Source organism: Romboutsia sp. 13368 (assembly GCF_018336475.1).
GTDB lineage: Bacteria > Bacillota > Clostridia > Peptostreptococcales > Peptostreptococcaceae > Romboutsia.
This window is the reverse complement of sequence record NZ_CP048741.1, coordinates 1,613,535-1,617,340: the sequence shown is the minus strand read 5'-3', so window position 1 is coordinate 1,617,340 and position 3,806 is coordinate 1,613,535. Positions and strand designations below refer to the sequence as shown.

Below are 3,806 nucleotides of genomic sequence, written 5' to 3'. Positions count from 1 at the left end.
ATGTGATGGATTAGATGGGTATGTAGAAGTTAAAAATGATATAAGCCCAGTTTATAACTATCATATAAAGATGATAATAGAAAATATAAATGAAATTCATGAAGCAGATGAGACTATGGATAATGCTAAAGCTGCAAATTAAATAATTTGTAGCTTTATATTTTGTATATTTTATAAAAGATGTACGTAAAAGTAACAAAAACTTAAAAAAGTTATAATTAGATTGACATTTCAAATGAAATTGATTATCATATAATTAGTGAAATTGATTATTGAAGTAGAGAAAGACAAAGGTAAAGGAGGGATACCTAATGAAATTAATACAAGGTGAAAAAGGTATTTTATATACAATTAAATCGATAACAGGTAATGAAGAAATAAGTAAATTCTTATTTACGTTGGGATGTTTTGAAGGAGAAACTATAAGTATAGTTAAGAAGATGCATWCAAACTGRATARTTAACATAAAAGGTGGAAGATACGGAATAGATAAAGACCTTGCAGAAGTTATAGAAATATTCTAGGAATAAGGAGATGAAGGAATGAAGATAGCATTAGCAGGTAATCCGAATAGTGGTAAAACAACACTATACAATGCCCTTACAGGAAAACAAGAATACGTTGGAAACTGGGCAGGAGTTACAGTAAGTAAAAAAGAAGCAGATTTAAAAAGTAGTTTAGGAAAAGATATAACAATTATAGATTTACCAGGTGCATACTCAATAAGACCATATACAAGTGAAGAAAGTATAACAACAGATTTTATAAAAAATGAAAATCCAGATGTTATAGTAAATGTTGTAGATTCAACAAACTTAAATAGAAGTTTATTCTTTACAAGTCAATTACTAGAACTTAATATACCAGTAGTTGTTGCACTTAATAAAGTTGATATATCTAAAAATATAACAAAGATAGATGTTAATAAATTAGAAAAAGAATTGAATTGTAAAGTTGTTGAAATAGTAGCATCGAAAAATGAAGGTCTTAAAAATTTAATTAATACAGCTTGTGAAAGCTCTAAATTAAAAGAACAAAAAAATTCATTTAAAGAATTATTACATATATCTAATGAAGAAAAACAAGATAAAGAAAGATATAAATTAGTTAATGATATAATATCAAAAGTTGAAGAAAGAATAATAAGACATAATGAAGAAACGTTAGAAGATAAAATAGATAAGTTTGTAACTAATCCTATAATAGGAACAGGACTGTTTATTGGAATAATGGCAATTATATTTAATTTATCTATAAATACTTTAGGTCCATTAGTTGCAGACACATTAGTAGGATATATAGAAGGATTCCAAGGTTGGGTTTCAGAACTATTAGCTGGAATGGGAACTAGTGATTTCTTAAATTCATTATTAACAGATGGTATAATAGGTGGAGTTGGAGCAGTAGTAGGATTCGTTCCATTAGTAATGGTATTAATGTTYATGTTAGCATTAGTAGAAGACAGTGGATTTATGGCTCGTATAGCTTTAATATTTGACCCATTATTTAGAAAAGTTGGTTTATCAGGAAAATCTATAATACCGATGATAGTAGGATATGGATGTGGAATACCTGGAATAATGGCAACAAGAACTATAAAAGATGAAAAGCAACGTAAACTTACGGCAATGCTTACACCATTTGTTCCTTGTGGGGCTAAATTACCTATAATAGCATTRTTTACAGCTGCATTTTTCCCAGATAAGGGATATATGTTCCCACTTACTTATCTTGTAGCTTTTACAGTTATAATATCTTTAGGATTAATATTAAAGAAAGCTACTGGAGCTAACAATATAAAAAATTATTTTATAATAGAATTACCTCAATATCGTATACCTAGTATAAAGAAAGCATTATTAAGAATGGTAGAAACAGGTAAAGACTTTATGATGAGAGCTGCTACTATAATAATAGTTTGTAATACCTTAGTATTTATAATGTCATCATTTAACTTTAAATTACAATTAGTAGGTGATGCAGTAGATACATCAATACTTGCAGTAATATCAACACCATTTGCATTCTTACTTATACCAGCAGGAATAGGTGTATGGCAACTTGCAGCAGCAGCTATAACAGGATTTATAGCAAAAGAAGAAGTTGTTGGAACATTAGCAGTAGTTTATTCTATGGGTGCTGCTATAAATGCTGACTTTGAATTAGTCAATGCAGTAGCAGTTCAAGAAACTATGGGAATAACTGCAGTTTCTGCACTTGCATTTATGTTCTTTAACTTATTTACACCACCATGTTTTGCAGCTATAGGAGCTATGAAAGCAGAAATAAAATCTAATAAATTTTTAGCTAAGGCTGTAGCTATTCAATTCGGTGTAGGATATATTGTATCTATGGTAACTTACCAAGTTGGTACTATATTAGTAGATGGAAAGTTAGGTAAAGGATTTATACCTGCAGTTATAATATTAGTAGCAACTGTAGTATATACAATGTCTAAGATAAAAGCTAATAATAAAGTAGATAATAAAGAATGCCTAACAAAGGTAAATGTACTTTAGTATGCTAAAGGAGAATAGTTATGGGAAACTTAATAGTAATTAGTATAGTAGCTTTAGTATTATTTTTAGCTATTAAACCTATAATTAAGCATCATAAAGAAAGAGGCAATGGAGAAGTTGGATGCTATAAGTGTTCACAAAGCTCTAGTTGCAGTAAAAAATGCAATAAGTAAATTATAAATTTTATGATTTGTAAATGTATATAAATAAAATTACTGTTAAAAATAGCTGTAAGATTAAGTCTTATGGCTATTTTTATGCCAAAAAATATATGTAGATAGTCTTTTTTACGTACTATGATTTTATACTGCATAAAAATTTGTTGATAACTTTTGAATTAAAGTAATGTAAATATATCTATAAAGGTAAAAAATACATTTTGAAATGCTTCGACCACGCAGTGGCTCAAGCAACTATTTCGTCAACGCGTTGATCAAGCTAAGCGAATTTTTGCTTATAAATTTTGTATTAAGTAGTAATTTATATTAAAATAATGATAAAAATAAATATCATTGGTATAATAAGACTATAACACTTAGAAAGGGGAATAACTTTGCAAAACTCAAAGATAAAAAAAGTAAAATCATTAGCAGAAACTAAATTTTTAAGTTTATATGATGTAGAATATGAAAATAAATTAGGGAAAGAGAAACACTGGACAGTATCATCTAGAAAAAGTAAAGATGAACTAGAAAAAACTTATTTAGAAAACAAAGAAGATAAAATAGATGCAGTAGTAATATGCGCATATCACAAAACTTTAAAAAAATTAGTACTTATAAATCAATATAGAGTACCAATAAACAAATATATATATGAACTACCAGCAGGGCTTGTTGAGAATAATGAAGAAGCTGAAGCTTCTGTAAGAAGAGAATTAAAAGAAGAAACAGGATTAGATTTAATAAGTATAAATAAAATAAATAGCAAAGATAAACTTTATTTGTCGCCAGGAATGACAGATGAATCAGTAGCATTTGTATACTGCTTATGTGATGGTGAAATGAGTCATGAATATCAAGAAGAAGATGAAGATATAAAAGTATTATTAATATCACAAGAAGAAGCAAAAGAGCTATTAAAAGAAGATTGTATAGATATAAAAGCTTATTTAATACTTCAAATGTTTACAAAATTAGGCGAAGAATTATTTATATAAAACATATAGATAAAAAATAGAGTGTATTAGGAATTTATCTGCTATACACTCTATTTTATAATAGAGGAGAAAAGGATGTATTTTACATATATAATAAGATGCAAAGATGATTCTTTATATACAGGATA

The 3,806-nt window shown here is 27.4% G+C and carries 4 protein-coding genes; all 4 read left to right on the top strand.

Going from position 1 to position 3,806, the window contains the following annotated elements:
• Window positions 1–311: 311 nt before the first annotated feature.
• The 4 genes from G3997_RS06460 to G3997_RS06445 all read left to right on the top strand — a co-directional run bounded on the left by G3997_RS06460 (window position 312) and on the right by G3997_RS06445 (window position 3,678).
• Window positions 312–524: a FeoA family protein gene (locus G3997_RS06460; RefSeq protein WP_296644632.1), complete on the top strand. Its 213-nt coding sequence runs from the start codon at window positions 312–314 to the stop codon at window positions 522–524.
• Window positions 525–542: 18 nt separating this feature from the next.
• Window positions 543–2,519 carry a ferrous iron transporter B gene (feoB, locus tag G3997_RS06455; protein ID WP_296644629.1) on the top strand — a complete coding sequence of 659 codons (1,977 nt, stop codon included), beginning with the start codon at window positions 543–545 and terminating at the stop codon, window positions 2,517–2,519.
• A 20-nt stretch (window positions 2,520–2,539) separates the two neighbouring features.
• Entirely contained in the window at window positions 2,540–2,692 is a 153-nt protein-coding gene (locus tag G3997_RS06450; RefSeq protein ID WP_296644627.1) for a FeoB-associated Cys-rich membrane protein, read from the top strand.
• A 380-nt stretch (window positions 2,693–3,072) separates the two neighbouring features.
• On the top strand, window positions 3,073–3,678 hold the full coding sequence (locus G3997_RS06445; protein ID WP_296644626.1) for an NUDIX hydrolase: 606 nt from the start codon (window positions 3,073–3,075) through the stop codon (window positions 3,676–3,678).
• Window positions 3,679–3,806 lie beyond the last annotated feature (128 nt).

What these genes read in the sequence shown, in the direction of transcription:
- G3997_RS06450 (WP_296644627.1), top strand. Translation starts at nt 2,540, where the DNA reads ATGGGAAACTTAATAGTAATTAGTATAGTAGCTTTAGTATTATTTTTA.